The sequence below is a fragment of the Xanthomonas campestris pv. asclepiadis genome (assembly GCF_020784175.1).
In the GTDB taxonomy this organism is placed as follows: Bacteria; Pseudomonadota; Gammaproteobacteria; order Xanthomonadales; family Xanthomonadaceae; genus Xanthomonas; species Xanthomonas campestris_D.
This window is the reverse complement of sequence record NZ_JAJGQM010000032.1, coordinates 1-14,246: the sequence shown is the minus strand read 5'-3', so window position 1 is coordinate 14,246 and position 14,246 is coordinate 1. Positions and strand designations below refer to the sequence as shown.

Annotated in this window: 13 protein-coding genes; 11 read left to right on the top strand and 2 right to left on the bottom strand. The window is 67.9% G+C overall.

All coding sequences use genetic code 11. The features are described 5' to 3' along the window. The first annotated feature begins 3 nt into the window (after window positions 1-3). The 3 genes from LL972_RS14425 to gvpU all read left to right on the top strand — a co-directional run bounded on the left by LL972_RS14425 (window position 4) and on the right by gvpU (window position 3,821). Entirely contained in the window at window positions 4-1,464 is a 1,461-nt protein-coding gene (locus LL972_RS14425) for an AtzE family amidohydrolase (RefSeq protein WP_228328175.1), read from the top strand. Continuing rightward, window positions 1,464-3,044, top strand: coding sequence for a gamma-glutamyltransferase family protein (locus LL972_RS14420; RefSeq protein WP_228328174.1), 1,581 nt, complete (start codon window positions 1,464-1,466; stop codon window positions 3,042-3,044). The genes LL972_RS14425 and LL972_RS14420 overlap by 1 nt, the downstream gene beginning before the upstream one ends. A gap of 321 nt (window positions 3,045-3,365) precedes the next feature. Continuing rightward, window positions 3,366-3,821, top strand: coding sequence for a gas vesicle accessory protein GvpU (gene gvpU, locus LL972_RS14415; protein ID WP_228328173.1), 456 nt, complete (start codon window positions 3,366-3,368; stop codon window positions 3,819-3,821). A 385-nt stretch (window positions 3,822-4,206) separates the two neighbouring features. On the opposite strand, the gene LL972_RS14410 is transcribed toward gvpU, so the two are convergent. After that, a complete protein-coding gene (locus LL972_RS14410) occupies window positions 4,207-5,406 on the bottom strand; it encodes an MFS transporter (RefSeq protein WP_228328172.1) in 1,200 nt (399 codons plus the stop codon). A gap of 451 nt (window positions 5,407-5,857) precedes the next feature. Next, window positions 5,858-6,751, bottom strand: coding sequence for a LysR family transcriptional regulator (locus LL972_RS14405; RefSeq protein WP_228328171.1), 894 nt, complete (start codon window positions 6,749-6,751; stop codon window positions 5,858-5,860). A gap of 580 nt (window positions 6,752-7,331) precedes the next feature. Between LL972_RS14405 and LL972_RS14400 the strand changes: the two genes are divergently transcribed. The 8 genes from LL972_RS14400 to LL972_RS14365 all read left to right on the top strand — a co-directional run bounded on the left by LL972_RS14400 (window position 7,332) and on the right by LL972_RS14365 (window position 13,941). Beyond that, window positions 7,332-8,603 carry an allantoate amidohydrolase gene (locus LL972_RS14400; protein WP_228328170.1) on the top strand — a complete coding sequence of 424 codons (1,272 nt, stop codon included), beginning with the start codon at window positions 7,332-7,334 and terminating at the stop codon, window positions 8,601-8,603. After that, window positions 8,593-9,849 carry a pyridoxal-phosphate-dependent aminotransferase family protein gene (locus LL972_RS14395; RefSeq protein ID WP_228328169.1) on the top strand — a complete coding sequence of 419 codons (1,257 nt, stop codon included), beginning with the start codon at window positions 8,593-8,595 and terminating at the stop codon, window positions 9,847-9,849. Before LL972_RS14400 ends, LL972_RS14395 begins: the two co-directional genes overlap by 11 nt. Continuing rightward, window positions 9,846-10,736 carry an allantoinase PuuE gene (gene puuE / locus LL972_RS14390; protein WP_228328168.1) on the top strand — a complete coding sequence of 297 codons (891 nt, stop codon included), beginning with the start codon at window positions 9,846-9,848 and terminating at the stop codon, window positions 10,734-10,736. The genes LL972_RS14395 and puuE overlap by 4 nt, the downstream gene beginning before the upstream one ends. After that, on the top strand, window positions 10,733-11,128 hold the full coding sequence (hpxZ, locus tag LL972_RS14385; RefSeq protein WP_228328167.1) for an oxalurate catabolism protein HpxZ: 396 nt from the start codon (window positions 10,733-10,735) through the stop codon (window positions 11,126-11,128). The genes puuE and hpxZ overlap by 4 nt, the downstream gene beginning before the upstream one ends. Then, entirely contained in the window at window positions 11,125-11,616 is a 492-nt protein-coding gene (uraD, locus tag LL972_RS14380; RefSeq protein WP_228328166.1) for a 2-oxo-4-hydroxy-4-carboxy-5-ureidoimidazoline decarboxylase, read from the top strand. Before hpxZ ends, uraD begins: the two co-directional genes overlap by 4 nt. After that, window positions 11,613-13,034, top strand: coding sequence for an FAD-dependent urate hydroxylase HpyO (gene hpyO / locus LL972_RS14375; protein ID WP_228328165.1), 1,422 nt, complete (start codon window positions 11,613-11,615; stop codon window positions 13,032-13,034). The genes uraD and hpyO overlap by 4 nt, the downstream gene beginning before the upstream one ends. Beyond that, a complete protein-coding gene (gene uraH, locus LL972_RS14370) occupies window positions 13,004-13,363 on the top strand; it encodes a hydroxyisourate hydrolase (RefSeq protein ID WP_119129323.1) in 360 nt (119 codons plus the stop codon). The genes hpyO and uraH overlap by 31 nt, the downstream gene beginning before the upstream one ends. 104 nt (window positions 13,364-13,467) lie before the next feature. Beyond that, complete coding sequence (locus tag LL972_RS14365) at window positions 13,468-13,941, top strand: DUF1456 family protein (RefSeq protein WP_016901421.1); 474 nt, start codon at window positions 13,468-13,470, stop codon at window positions 13,939-13,941. Window positions 13,942-14,246 lie beyond the last annotated feature (305 nt).

Sequence of the window (14,246 nt, the reverse complement as noted above, 5' to 3'; positions counted from 1 at the left end):
CCCATGCAACTCCCAGCGCAGTGGCAGGCCGGCATCGATCGCAATACCGAGGTGCTGCGTGGCCACGCGCAGCTGCTCGCCAGCTTCAACGCGCCGCGTCCCGCCGCACCGGACACCACCACGCCGCGCGGGCTGATCGGCTCCATCGTCAGCACCACCCGCAGCCAGCCTACGCTGGCCGCGCGCCATGCCACCCAGACGCTGACGCGCATCCATCAGGCCAACGGCAGCCTGCGCGCGATCACCCGCCTGCTGCCCGCACGCGCTGCCGCCGACGCTGCGCGCGTGCAGGCCGCGCTGGCCGGTGGCAGCGATGGCGGTGCGTTGGCCGGCGTACCGTTTGTAGTCAAGGATCTGTTCGACGTTGCCGGCCAGGTCACCACCGCCGGCGCCGCCATGCGCGCGCAGTGCGCTCCCGCCAGCCGCGATGCGTCCGTGGTGCAACGGCTGAGCGATGCCGGCGCGGTGCTGGTCGGCACCGCCAACATGGACGAGTTTGCCTACGGCTTTGCCACCGTCAACGCGCACTACGGCACCACCGCCAACCCGCACGATCACCGTCATCTGGCCGGTGGCTCGTCGGGCGGCTCGGCCGCCGCGGTGGCCGCCGGGCTGGTGCCGTTCGCGCTGGGCTCGGACACCAACGGCTCCATCCGCGTGCCGGCCGCGCTGTGCGGTGTGTACGGCCTGCGTCCCACGCACGGCGCGTTGCCGCTGGATGGCGTGTTCGGCTTCGTCGATGCGCTGGATGTGGTGGGCCCGTTCGCCACCTCCATCGCCGACCTGCGCCGCGTCTACGAAGTGATGCTGGGGCAGCCACTGACCCACTGCACTGCCGGCAACTTGCGCATCGCCCGCCTGGGCGGCTGGTTCCAGCGCAACCTGGATCCCGCGCTGGACGCCGGCCTGGGCGCATTGCTCACCGCCTGCAATAGCACTGCCCTCATCGAACTCCCCGACGCAGAACGCGCCCGCGCCGCCGCCTTCGTGCTCACCGCCGCCGAGGGCGGCCACCGCCATCGCGCCGGCCTGAGCACGCAGGCCGAGCAGTTCGACCCGGCCACCCGCGACCGCCTGCTCGCCGGCCTGCAACTACCCGCCAGCGCGGTGGCCGATGCGCACCGCTTCGCGCAGTGGTTTGGCACCGCCATGCAACGCCTCTGGGACGAGGTGGATGTGTTGATCGCGCCGGCCACACCCTGCGCGGCGCCGCGCATCGACCAGGACACCATCCAGATCGACGGCCTGCCGGTGTCCGCACGCGCCAACCTGGGGATCTTCACCCAGCCGCTCGGCCTGGCCGCGTGCCCGGTGCTGGCCGCGCCGTTGCCGCGCCCCGGTCGCCTGCCGCTGGGCGTGCAGCTGATTGCCGCACCCGGCCGCGAAGACCGCCTGTTCGCGCTCGCCGCGCACCTCGAACGCGACGGCCTGCTCGCCTTCAGCCCGCCAGCGGAGACACGCTGATGCTGCATACCTTGCGCGCACGCCGCGGCATGGTCGTGGCCCCGCATCACCTTGCCGCGCAGGCCGGGCGCGATGTGCTGCGCGACGGCGGCAATGCCATCGAAGCGGCCGTCGCCACCGCGGCCTGCCTGGCCGTGGTCTACCCGCACATGACCGGTATCGGTGGCGACGGCTTCTGGCTGATCCACGACCCCGACGGCCGCGTGCACGCCATCGATGCCTGCGGCCGTGCCGCACAGGCTGCAACACTGGAGTTCTATCGCGGCCACACCAGCATCCCCTGGCGCGGCCCGGGCGCGGCCAATACCGTCGCCGGCACCGTCTCCGGCTGGGCGCTTGCCCTGCAGCACGCAGGCGGCAGCCTCTCGCTGCAGCGCCTGTTGCATGACGCCATCCACCACGCCAGTGCTGGCGTGCCGGTGACGCTGGGCGGTGCGCACATCGCCGCCAGCAAGAGCGCCGAGCTGCGCGTGCAACCCGGTGCCTACGCCAGCATCTTCGAACCGCACGGCGTGCCGCTGCACGAAGGCGCACTGCTGTATCAGACGCAGCTCGCACACACCCTGCAACGGCTGGCCGACCAGGGCCTGGACAGTTTCTATCGCGGCGCATTGGCCGAGGACATCGCCGCCGACCTGCAGGCGCTCGGCAGCCCGCTCCGCGCGCACGATCTCGCAAGTCATCGTGCCGAGCCCAGCGTACCGCTCTCGGCCGCCATCCACGGCGCGCGCCTCTACAACCACGCACCGCCCACGCAAGGCCTCGCTTCGCTGCTGATCCTTGCCTTGTTCGATCGCCTGCAGGCCGATCAGCCCGATAGCTATGCGCACCTGCACGGCCTGATCGAAGCCACCAAACAGGCCTTCCTGATCCGCGACGCGCACCTCGGCGACCCCGCCTGGATGACGCTGGACGCACAGGCGCTACTCGATGACAGCGCCGCACTCGACGCGCTCGCCGCCCGCATCGACATGCGCAGCGCACTGCCCTGGCCGCAGCCCTCGCAGGCCGGCGACACCGTCTGGTTCGGCGCCATCGACGCACACGGCCGCGCGGTCAGCTGCATCCAGTCCACCTATTTCGAATTCGGCTCCGGCCTGGTGCTGCCGCGCACCGGCATCACCTGGCAAAACCGTGGCTGCAGCTTCCGCCTCGCCGCCGACGGCTGGAACGCGCTCGCCCCGGGCCGCAAACCCTTCCACACCCTGAACCCTGCCCTGGCCACCTTCGACGACGGCCGCGTCATGGCCTACGGCACCATGGGCGGCGAAGGCCAGCCACAAACCCAGGCCGCGATCTTCTCCCGCTACGCCCGTTTCGGTATGCCGCTACAACAAGCGATCACGGCACCGCGCTGGCTGCTCGGCCGCACCTGGGGCGAAGACAGCACGTCACTAAAATTGGAAGACCGCTTTGATCCGGCGCTGGTGCAGGCACTGCGTGATGCCGGGCATGCGGTGGAGTTGTTGCCCGCCTATACCCCGGTGATGGGACACGCCGGCGCGTTGGTGCGCGAGCTGGATGGCGTGATCAGCGGCGCTAGTGATCCGCGATCCGATGGTGCGGTGGCTGGGTGGTGATGGTTGGGCGTGTTGGCGCTTCCTGCATCTGCGTCGGTAGCGGGTGAACGTTGCTGAGAGCCAATCGAGCCATCGCGTCAGAACCTCGGCTTGCACGATGGCAGCGGCGAGCGCTAGCGATCAGGACGCCAGCCAGGACAGGCCGACAAGGCGAACATGTCATAGACTCCGTGCATGCTCTTCAAGGCGACGCTGGCGGACTCAAGCACGCCGGTCACTGGACAGGACGCGCTTGCTTTCTTGGGCATGCGGGGCGATGAGTAGGTCCATCGCCGCGCTTATTTCGACACACGCATCAGACCTTCCACCAAGGAGAGCCACATGACAGAGCAAGACGACAACCAACCGAACCTGGAGGACGTCAAGCTGGCGTTCGACGGCCAGAGCGTGGATTGGTATCTGCAGAAGCTGGTCGCCACCGTCAACACCTCGAACGTGCAGTTCGGCATCACGCTGTTTGTCGAAGGCATCATCGTGTCGGGCCAGCTGGTCAGCGGAAAACAGTACTTCGAGGCGTTTGCGCAGGAATTCTCTGCCGCCTATCCCGGCGACGCCGAGGAAAAAGAGGATATCCGTCGTGCGTTTGCCAGCCACGCCAGCATCTACGACACCGAGGAAGATGCGCAAAGCAGCCGGCCGCCGCAGTTCATTCACCTGATCGACTCGCGTTGCTTCTCGCCCGGCGGCCAACCCCTGCCCAGCAACCGTGGTGTGCTCTGGCGCGGCAAGGTCAATGCCGTGCCCGGCTTCACCCTGGGATCGCTGTCGGCGGATTGAGCCCGGCAAACTCTGTTTTGGTGTGAGGTGCTTGTCATCTCACATTGGACTGATGGAAATAACGCCAGGAGCACGCTCACGGCTGCACAGCAGCCAAACGTGCTTGCGCTTGCTGACAACGTTGCGCTCGCCAACGCCTTCCTTTGGCTCTCGGCATCAGACCGGCGCTGCTCGAATGGCAGCAGTACCACGCAGCAACGCCGACGCAGACACCTTAAGCGTGGGCCGCGGGCTGTGGCCGATGGCAAACTTCACTGCCGCGCAAGGCACGCGCGTTCGTGGGCTTCGTGATGCGCTCCAGAAAATCCGCTACCGCCCCTCGCGTCGTTACGTGGCACGAACTGGCCTCCACGCACTGCGCGCTGCATCGTGCAAGCGCCAGCACTCACGGCTGCAAACGATCGCCCCGCCCTGCAACCAGTGACGCTGCCAGCAGCAACACGCTGGCACCGACGAAGGTGGCGCCGATCGACACATGATCCAGCAGCACGCCGCCTGCGGCACCACCCAGCATGATGGAAAGCTGGATCGCGGCCACCATCAGGCCACCACCGCTTTCCGGTGCGTCCTTGACGCAGCGGCTCAACCAGGTGGACCACGCCACCGGCATCGCCGAGTTGAGCGTGCCCCAGGCAATCATCGCCACGGCCACGGCCCACACCACATGGCCGGCCAGCAGCATGCTGATGGTCGCCACACCCAGCGCGACCGGCAGCACGCTGAGCAGGGTGAACAAGCGCTTCGGCACCAGCGCGGTGGCGGCATAGGTCCCGACGAACCCGGCCAGACCCAGGCCAAGCAGCAGCAACGACAGCTGCGACACATCGACCTGCGCGATGGTTTCCAGAAACGGGCGGAAATAGGTGAACGCGGAGAATGCACCGGCAAACCCCAGCATTATTGCCAGCATGGCGCGCGCCACATAGCGACGCTTCAACAAGGTGGCGATGCCACCCAGCGAGGTGGCGCCCTGCGCGGGCATCGACGGCAGGCTGCGCCACTGCCAGACGATGGTCAGCGCAACCAGCGGCAACATGCCCCAGAACACCCCGCGCCAGCCGACGGTCGCGCCCAGATAGCTGCCCAACGGCGCGGCGAATGCGGCAGCGACCGCGTTACCGATAAATATGATGCCCAAGGCCTTTGGCACTGCATGCTCGGGCATGATGCGCATCACCGTGGCGGTGGAGAGCGCCCAGAACCCGCCGATGGTGATGCCGAGCAGCGCGCGCGCCACCATCAACATGCCGAAGCTGTGCGCGTTGGCGATCAACAACAGCGACACCAGCATTACCCCGGTCAGGGCGAGCAACACATGGCGCCGGTTGAAGCGCGACGACAGCGGTGCGATCAGTAGGCTGGCGACCACGGCGAACAGGCCGGAGATCGAAATCGCCTGGCCGGCCATGCCGGCACTGGCGTGCAGATCGGCGGCAATCGGCGTGAGCAGGCTGACCGGCATGAACTCGGAAGCGATCAGCAGCGCAACGCAGAGCGACATCGAGCCGACCGCGCTCCAGGAACGGCGTGTTGCGACAGGTGCGGCGCGCGAAGATGGATCGGTAGCGAGCGAACTGGCTTGCATGTGTGGCCCTTGTGCGACGTTGGATGCGAGACGAACGCCACGCCGCAAGCGCGCTAACGCCGCGCTCGATGCGAACCTTGCGTTCGGAAGGGATGCGCTGCGGGCAGCGATGCACTGCATCGACCTGCCACCGCAGCGACGCACGACGGGCACAATGCAGCAACGAATGCTGCGGCTCGGGCGTGCGCGTGTCTGGATGTGCTGCAGCTTACGCAGGCAGCGGATGGCGATAAAGATGGTGAATCGGCACGGGCTTATGAAGCCCGCTCATCAACCGCGTGTCTGTACCACGATCGTGCAGCGTACTGCGCCTTTGTTCGACACTGACTTCGGCTTGCACGAGAACAACGCAGGCATGTGTCCATGCTGCGATCGCCTCGGAACCATGGGTCGCTGCCGCTGCACGTGTGCTGATCCGCGCACCGGTGATGCCGACAACGCGGCAGATCCATCAGCCTTTGTAACGCAACGCGTCGACCACCAGGTTGAAGGCGGAGGAGGAATGCCGGCGGCTGGGATAGAACGCGTGCAAGCCCGGCCAGGTCGGCGACCAGTCCTTCATCACCCAGCGCAGCCGCCCGGCCTTGATGTGCGGGCGCGCCAGATCTTCCTGCACGAATGCGATGCCGAAGCCGTCCACCGCCGCGTCCAGCGCTTCGTAGGTGCCGTTGAAGGTCAACTGGCCATCCACGCGCACGATGACTTCGCGGCCGTCCTTTTCCAGCTCCCAGGCGTAAATGCCGCCGGCGGTTTTCATGCGCAGGTTGATGCAGCGGTGCGCGGTGAGATCCTGCGGCGTCCTGGGGATGGGGCGGCGCGCGAGATAGGACGGCGCGGCGACGATGGCCATGCGCATGTCCGGTGCGATGCGCGCAGCGATCATGTCCTTCTCGACCTGATCGCCCAGCCGCACGCCCAGGTCGTAACGGTCGGCGACGATGTCGGTCAAGCCATTGTCGACCACGATTTCGACCTTGATCTCGGGGTAGTCGCGCAGCAGCCCGGACAGCTTGGGCCACAGGATTGCGCGCGCGGCGTAGTCGGTGGCGGTGATGCGCACGGTGCCTGCGGGGGTGTCGCGCATGTCGCCGAGCGCAGCCAGCGCCTCCTCGATTTCCGCAAAGCGCGGCGCCACCGTCTGGATCAGCCGCTCGCCGGCTTCGGTCGGCGCCACGCTGCGGGTGGTGCGGGTCAGCAGGCGCAAGCCCAGTGTCGCTTCCAGCCCGCGGATGGTGTGACTCAGCGCCGACTGCGAAACCCCCAGCTTGGCGGCAGCACGGGTAAAGCTGCCCTCGCGAACGATGGCGATCAGCGCCAACAGGTCCTTGAAGTTGTCGCGCGCCATTGGTGAATCTCTTTCATGGAATACGGGAAACTGTAGCAGCTGGTGCCATGGGGACGGCGTGGACTGCACTTCTCCCGCTGGGGGCGCTGATGCAGCGCCTGCACGCGACGAGCGTGCTTGCAGTGGTGCGACCGCGCCGCCAGCGCGGACCGGGGCGCTGCGCAAAGTTTCGGGTGAGGGTACGTGGCCAAGCAGGCGATGTGTCACTTCTGATGCCGCGTGGCGACGCGTTTGTCATTGCGAGGGCTGACAGCCCTGTGCAGCGCCCTCATCTACCCTGCGGGCACCTTCTCCCGGCGGGAGAAGGGACACAACGCAGCACAAGCTGCCTGTCGCATTTTTTGCAACGCGCACCCCTAAAAAAACCGCTTTGGGGTGACGGGGACGGTTCGTATAGTCGAATCGACAGGCGCTGCCTGCCACGCGCGCCTGTCGCCACGATGTCACCGGCAATCGCCGGGCAATGGACCAACGAGCGTGTTCCCCCTTTCCACGCCGCCTGCGGAGGCCTCATGCACCAGATCCTGTCGCATCGCGGTCCTGGCAGCGCCGGCAGAACAACCCATCCGCACGGCACCTCATGCTGAGCGCGCAACGCACCTCATCCGCCCCCTGCTCGGGCGCACGCGCGGTCGCCCGCTGCGATGCCCTGGGCGTTTCGCCCTACAGCGACACCCCCGCCGGGCTGTTCCGTGCCTGGCTCAGCCCGGCGCACCGCGCCGCCGTTGCACAGGTGGGCGAGTGGATGCGCCAGGCCGGCATGCAGGTGCGGCTGGATGCAGCGGCCAATCTGGTCGGGCGTTACGAGGGCGACCGCGCTGATGCACCGGCGCTGCTGATCGGCAGCCATCTGGACAGCGTGCGCGATGCCGGGCGTTACGACGGCCCGCTCGGCATCCTGCTCGGCATCGAGTGCGTTGCCGCGCTGCATGCACAGGGGCGGCGCCTGCCGTTCGCGATCGAGGTGATCGCCTTCGGCGACGAAGAAGGGTCGCGCTTTCCTGCCTCGATGTTCTGCAGCCGTGCAGTCGCCGGCACGCTCGCCCCCGCCACGCTGGCGGTCACCGATGCAGCCGGCATCGACGTGGCCAAAGCGCTGGCGGAGTGGGACCTGGATATCGCGCAGATCCAGCAGGCCGCACGCGCGCCCGGCAGCGTGCTGGCCTATCTGGAAACCCATATCGAACAGGGCCCGGTGCTGGAAGCCGAAGGCCTGCCGGTCGGCATTGTCACCGCGATCGCGGCGCAGCGGCGCTTTGCGCTGCGCTTCGACGGCCGCGCCGGCCAGGCCGGCACAACCACCATGGCCCTGCGTCGCGATGCATTGAGCGCCGCTGCCGAGGCCCTGCTGGCGATCGAAGGGATTGCACGCGCCGGCAGCGACGATCTGGTCGCCACGGTCGGCAAGCTCAACGTCGCACCCGGCGCCACCAATGTGGTGCCGGGCCGGGTGGACTGCACGCTGGACGTGCGCGCCGGCGACGACGCAACGCGCGATGCGGCAGTGCTGGAGATCGAACAGGCGCTCGCGCGGATTAGCGCCAGCCGCGGCATCGCCATCGCCATCGACCCGTTGCAGGCCTTGGCCGCCAGCCCCTGCGCACCGGCGCTGATGACCCGTCTGCAACACGCAGTCGCTGCACAGGGCATCGCGCCACGCCAGCTGGTGTCCGGCGCCGGCCACGATGCGATGGTGATGGCCGCGCTCTGCCCCACCGCGATGCTGTTCGTGCGCTGCGCCGGCGGCATCAGCCATCATCCGGACGAACACGTGGCCCCGGCCGATGCCGAGATCGCACTGGCGGTCATGCGCCACTTCATCGAACACCTGGGAGATCCCCTTGTCACCTGATCTGCGTCACCTGCCTACCTTCGGCGAGCTCGATCCCCCGCAACGGCTGTTGATGGGCCCGGGTCCGGTCAATGCGCATCCGCGCGTGCTGCGCGCGATGGCCGCCGATCTGCTCGGCCAGTTCGATCCGGAAATGACCACCTACATGAACGAGGTGATGGCGCTTTACCGGCCGCTGTTCGGCACCGAGAATCGCTGGACCTTTCTGGTCGATGGCACCGCGCGCGCCGGTATCGAAGCGGCGCTGGTGTCGCTGGTCAGCCCGGGCGACCGCGTGCTGGTGATCAACTTCGGCCGCTTCGGCCTGCTGCTCACCGAGATCCTCGGCCGGCTAGGTGCCGACGTGCACACCGTGGATGCGCCCTGGGGCGAAGTGGTGCCGCTTGCTGCAATCGCCGAGGCGATCGAGCGCGTGGCACCCAAGCTGGTCGCCACCGTGCACGGCGACACCTCCACCACCATGGCCCAGACGCTGGATGGCCTGGGCGCGCTGTGCCGCGCGGCCGGTGCGCTGAGTTACGTGGATGCCACCGCCACCATCGGCGGCATGGAGATCGCCAGTGATCGCTGGGACGTGGACGTGGTCACCGGCGGCCTGCAGAAATGCCTGGGCGGGCCGTCCGGCTCGGCACCGATCACCGTGTCCAATGCCGCGGCCGAGGCGATCTTCGCGCGCCGCCATGTCGAACGCGGCATCGTGCGCGCCGACATCATCAACGGCAGCGGGCCGCGCATCGCCTCCAATTATTTCGATCTGGCGATGATCATGGATTACTGGTCCGACAAGCGCCTCAATCACCACACCGAAGCCACCACCATGTTGTACGGTGCCCGCGAATGTGCGCGCGTGGCACTGCAGGAGGGCCTGGATGCACGCTTCGCCCGCCACGCCGCCGCCGGGCGTGCGGTGAGCGCCGGCATCCGCGCGTTGGGGCTGGAGGTGTTCGGCGACGATGCGCACCGCATGAGCAATGTCACCGGCGTGGTGATTCCACCCGGCATCGACAGCGATGCGGTGCGCCGACGCATGCGCGAGGATTTCGAAATCGAGATCGGCACCGCGTTCGGCCCGCTGCAGGGCAGGATCTGGCGCATCGGCGCAATGGGCTACAACGCGATGAAGCACAAGGTGCTGATCACCCTGGCCGCGCTGGAAGCGGTGTTGCGCGCCGAAGGCTACGCCTGCACACCGGGGCTGGCGGTGGAGGCCGCACTGGCGGCCTGGCACGCGGAGCCGCATGCATGAACACCGCGCGCGACCTGGTCGGCTATGGCGCCACCCCACCTGCGGCGCAGTGGCCTGGTGGCGCGCGCATCGCGGTGCAGTTCGTCATCAACTACGAAGAGGGCGCGGAAAACTGCGTGCTCAACGGCGATGCCGGCTCGGAAGCCTTTTTGTCGGAGATGGTCGGCACGCAAGCGCAGCCCGGCGCGCGCGCCATGGCGATGGAGAGCCTGTACGAATACGGCAGCCGTGCTGGCTTCTGGCGGCTGCATCGGCTGTTCGCCACACGCAACGTGCCGGTGACCGTGTTCGGCGTGGCGCAGGCCTTGGCCTCCAATCCCGAGGCGGTGGCCGCAATGCAGGCTGCCGACTGGGAAATCGCCAGCCACGGCCTGCGCTGGATCGACTACCAGCATGTGGATGAGGCCACCGAGCGCGCGCATATCGCGCAGGCCATCGCCGTGCACACTCGTGTCACCGGCAGCCGCCCACTGGGCTGGTACCAGGGCCGCACCAGCCCCAACACCGCGCGGCTGGTCGCCGAGGAAGGCGGCTTTGTCTACGACGCCGACAGCTATGCCGACGATGTGCCGTATTACGACACGCGTCACGGCCGCGCGCAGTTGATCGTGCCGTACACACTGGACGCCAACGACATGAAGTTCGTCGCCTACAACGGCTTTGCCGATGGCGAGCCGTTCTTCCGTTACCTGCGCGATGGCTTCGAGCAACTGCGCAGCGAGGGCGGGCGCATGCTGTCGATCGGCCTGCACGGGCGCATCGTCGGCAAGCCGGCGCGTGCCGCGGCCCTGGCACGGTTTGTCGATCACGTGCTGGCCAGCGGCGATGCCTGGATTGCGCGCCGCATCGATATCGCGCGGCATTGGCTGCAGGTCCATCCGGCATGAGCATCGACACCGCCGACATCGACCTGCCCGAGGTGATCGCGCAAGTGACCGCGGCCTTCCACGCCTACGAACAGGCGCTGATGGACGACGACATCGCCGCGATGGATTCGCTGTTCCATACCGCACCCAGCACGGTGCGCTACGGCGTGGGCGAAGTGCTGTACGGCATCGAGGCGATCCGCGCCTTTCGCATCGGACGCGGCGGCTCGCCGCAACGCCAGCTCGTGCAGGTGCAGGTGCACGGCTTCGGTCACGACTTCGCCACCACACATGCGGAATTCATCCGTGCCGGCAGCAGCGCGCGCGGCCGCCAGAGCCAGAGCTGGGTGCGGTTTTCCGACGGCTGGAAAGTGGTGGCCGCGCATGTCTCGCTGCAGGGGACGCATGCATGAGCGTGATCGACGACAGCGTGCTGGACGATGCCGCCTTCGTGGCGCGCTACCGCGAGCTGTTCGAGCATTCGCCGTGGGTGGTCGAACGCGCTGCACGGCGGCGCCCGTTCGCCGATGTGTACCGCGGGCTGATGCAGGTGGTGCTCGACGCGTCGCAGGAGGACCAGGTTGCATTGATCCGCGCGCATCCGGAGCTGGCCGGCAAGGCGGCAATCGACCGCACGCTCACCGCCGCGTCGGCGGCCGAGCAGGCCTCGGCCGGATTGGACCGGCTCAGCGACGCCGAGTTCAAGCGCTTCCACGCGCTCAATCAGGCCTATCGCCACCGGTTCGGATTTCCGTTCGTGATCTGCGTACGGCTGCACGACAAGGCCGGCATCCTGGCCGCGCTGGAACGCCGGCTGGATGCATCGCGCAGCGAAGAACTGTCCACCGCCCTCGCCGAGATCGGCAAGATCGTATCCCTGCGCCTGGAGGCACTGCCATGAGCCTGGCCCAACTCGAACGCGAGCTCCACCACGATCTGCAACGCCTGGCCCACGGTGGCGATGCATGGACGCAGCCGCGCGTGCATCCGGCCGGGCATGTGTATGACGTGGTGATCGTCGGCGCCGGCCAGAGCGGCCTGGGCGCGGCGTTCGCACTGCAACGCGAGCGCGTGCACAACGTGCTGGTCATCGATGAAAACGCCGCGGGGCAGGAAGGCCCGTGGGTGACCTATGCGCGCATGCAGACCCTGCGCACGCCCAAGCAGATCACCTCGATCGACCTGGGCGTGCCCTCGCTGACCTTCCGCGCCTGGTGGGAAGCCCAGCACGGCAGCGCCGGCTGGGACGCGCTGGACAAGATTCCGCGCGGCAGCTGGATGGACTATCTGCGCTGGTACCGCGCGGTGCTGCGCCTGCCGGTGCGCAATGCCACGCAACTGGCGCGTGTGGAGCCGGACGTGGCGCCGGGCATCCACCGCCTGCATTTGGCCATGGGCGCGCCGCTGCTCACGCGCAAGCTGGTCCTGGCCACCGGCATCCAGGGCGGCGGCCAATGGATGGTGCCGGACTGGATCAGCCGCGCCCTGCCCGCAGAGCGCTACGCGCACACCTCCGGCCACATCGACTTCGCCGCGCTGGCCGGCAAGCGCGTGGGCATCCTGGGCGGCGGCGCCTCGGCGTTCGACAATGCCTGTTTCGCGCTGGATCAAGGCGTCGCCAGCGCCGAGGTGTTCGTGCGCCGCAGCGCATTGCCGCGCATCAATCCGTTCCGCCACATGGAACAGGCCGGCATCATTCCGCGCTTTTTGAGCCTGCCGGATGCGGACAAGTACCGGATGATGGCCAGCTTCTTCGCGCACAACCAGCCGCCGACCAACGACACCTTTCAACGCGCCTGCGCGCATGCGGGCTTCGCGCTGCATCTGGGCGCGCCGTGGCTGGAGGTGGCCGAGCGCGATGGCGAGGTGGTGGTGCGTACGCCGCAGGGCGAGCACCGCTTCGACTTCCTCGCCGTTGCCACCGGCCTGGTCACCGATCCGCAGCTGCGCCCGGAACTGGCCGCGCTGTCCGGGCGCATCGCCTGCTGGGCCGACCGCTACCAGCCGCCGCCGGGCCAGGCCAATCCGGTGCTGGATGCGCATCCCTACCTGGGTCCGGGCTTCGAACTGCTGCCGCGCACGCCCGAGGATGCCGCGCTGCTGCACGGGGTGTTCGCCTTCAACTATTCGGCGCTGATCAACCACGGCCCGTCGGCGGCAGCGCTGTCCGGGCTCAAGGTCGCGCTGCCGCGGCTGGCCCGCGCGGTGGCCGACCAGCTGTTCCTGGACGACCGCCAGGCCATCGTCGACAGCTACCTGGCCTACGACCAGCCCGAATTCGTCGGCCAATGGCCGCAACCGACCCAGGCGGTGGCATGAGCACGCTGTCCACCCATGTGCTGGATACGGCCACCGGCCGCCCCGCCGCCGGCATCGCCTTGCGCCTGTTCGCCGACGCCGGCCTGCACTTTGCCGGGGTCACCAACCAGGACGGGCGTTGCCCCGAACTGGCCGCGCTCACGCTGCAACCCGGCCGCTACCGGCTGGAGTTCGAGGTGGCCGGCTATTGGCGTGCTACCGGCACCGCACTGCCGGACCCGCCCTTCCTGGAGCAGATCCCGATCGCGTTCGGCATCGCCAACGACGGCCATTACCACGTGCCGCTGCTGCTCTCGCCGTACGGGTATTCCACCTATCGCGGCAGCTGAGCGGCAGCCGCTTCGGCAACGGACCGGCGGGGCATACGCCGCGTTGCGCATCGGCCCCGTAGAATGACGCCTTTCCGGCGACAGGCCGGGGCCCCGGAATTGTCATGATCCACAACGATGTACTGCGCAGCATCCGCTACATGCTCGACCTCAGCGACGACAAGGTAGTGGAGATCACCCACCTGGCCGACCCGGAGTTCGCGCTCGACAAGCCGCAGGTACAGGCCTGGCTGAAGAAGGAGGACGAGCCCGGCTTCGAGCCCTGCACCGACGCGATGCTGGCGCGCTTCCTCGACGGCCTGGTGCTGCGTTTCCGCGGCCGTGACGAAAGCCAGCCGGTGCGCCCGCTGGAAACCCGCGTCGGCAACAACCTGGTGCTGAAGAAACTGCGCGTGGCCTTCGAGCTGAAAGACGTGGACATGCACGCCATCTTCGCCAGCGCCGGCTTCCCGCTATCCAAGCCGGAACTGTCCGCGCTGTTCCGCCAGCCCGGCCACAAGAATTTTCGCCCCTGCGGCGACCAGTTGCTGCGCGCCTTCCTCAAGGGCCTGACCGCCCGGATGCGCGAAGCGGGGTGATGTCTGGGTGGTGAGATTTGCCTGGCCTTTTGCCGTGTGTGTCACCAGCAACGCGTGGCAAGTACAACTTGACGTCCTTCAACAACCGTCGAGTGCGCAACAGCCGACCCTGCTCCCGTCTGTTACCCCCGCTGTCATCGCACGTGCTTGGACAGCGCGGATAGATCCGTTGCAAAGCGGCTGATCTGCGGCTTGGCTGCAGGGCCCTTGCCCGCCCACCATCGCGGAACACGCCGCAAGTACGTCCTTGTAGCAACTGTGTTGTTGGAGGGGGTTCTGACCGTTCTGGAAGCCGGGCACGGGAG

Excerpts from the sequence above, each read along its gene's own strand:
- LL972_RS14425 (WP_228328175.1), top strand. The coding sequence starts at position 4 with ATGCAACTCCCAGCGCAGTGGCAGGCCGGCATCGATCGCAATACCGAG.
- LL972_RS14420 (WP_228328174.1), top strand. The coding sequence starts at position 1,464 with ATGCTGCATACCTTGCGCGCACGCCGCGGCATGGTCGTGGCCCCGCAT.
- gvpU (WP_228328173.1), top strand. The coding sequence starts at position 3,366 with ATGACAGAGCAAGACGACAACCAACCGAACCTGGAGGACGTCAAGCTG.
- LL972_RS14410 (WP_228328172.1), bottom strand. The coding sequence starts at position 5,406 with ATGCAAGCCAGTTCGCTCGCTACCGATCCATCTTCGCGCGCCGCACCT.
- LL972_RS14405 (WP_228328171.1), bottom strand. The coding sequence starts at position 6,751 with ATGGCGCGCGACAACTTCAAGGACCTGTTGGCGCTGATCGCCATCGTT.
- LL972_RS14400 (WP_228328170.1), top strand. The coding sequence starts at position 7,332 with ATGCTGAGCGCGCAACGCACCTCATCCGCCCCCTGCTCGGGCGCACGC.
- puuE (WP_228328168.1), top strand. The coding sequence starts at position 9,846 with ATGAACACCGCGCGCGACCTGGTCGGCTATGGCGCCACCCCACCTGCG.
- hpxZ (WP_228328167.1), top strand. The coding sequence starts at position 10,733 with ATGAGCATCGACACCGCCGACATCGACCTGCCCGAGGTGATCGCGCAA.
- uraD (WP_228328166.1), top strand. The coding sequence starts at position 11,125 with ATGAGCGTGATCGACGACAGCGTGCTGGACGATGCCGCCTTCGTGGCG.
- hpyO (WP_228328165.1), top strand. The coding sequence starts at position 11,613 with ATGAGCCTGGCCCAACTCGAACGCGAGCTCCACCACGATCTGCAACGC.
- uraH (WP_119129323.1), top strand. The coding sequence starts at position 13,004 with ATGGCCGCAACCGACCCAGGCGGTGGCATGAGCACGCTGTCCACCCAT.
- LL972_RS14365 (WP_016901421.1), top strand. The coding sequence starts at position 13,468 with ATGATCCACAACGATGTACTGCGCAGCATCCGCTACATGCTCGACCTC.